The following is a 290-nucleotide window of genomic DNA, read 5'->3' on the forward strand; positions in this document are numbered from 1 at the left end:
GCGAGAGATAACACCGCGAGGGAGATCAAAAATTTGTCACGGACTACGTGAAATTGGGAAAAATCGCTATTCGTGACATCCATTAAATTGCGATTACGGGTGTAGTGCCAGAGGATCAGCGCCACGATGGCGAGAATGCCAATCGAAATCCAGAATAACATGCCCGCCTGGTGCCAGTTGTGTTTGATAGCCAACGCCATCAACGCGCCGTAGCCCAGCATGGTACGAAACCACGCCAGTGATGTGCGCTCCGGCTGCAGTCCTGGGTCGGCAATGCGTCTGGCTTTGCG

At 53.4% G+C, this 290-nt stretch carries 1 protein-coding gene; it reads right to left on the bottom strand.

All coding sequences use genetic code 11. From position 1 onward, the window contains the following. Positions 1-290: DUF202 domain-containing protein (locus AC0L3S_RS39280; protein WP_473285334.1), on the bottom strand; the 290-nt coding region annotated here is incomplete at both ends.

This window comes from Bradyrhizobium sp. Ken01 (assembly GCF_055807355.1).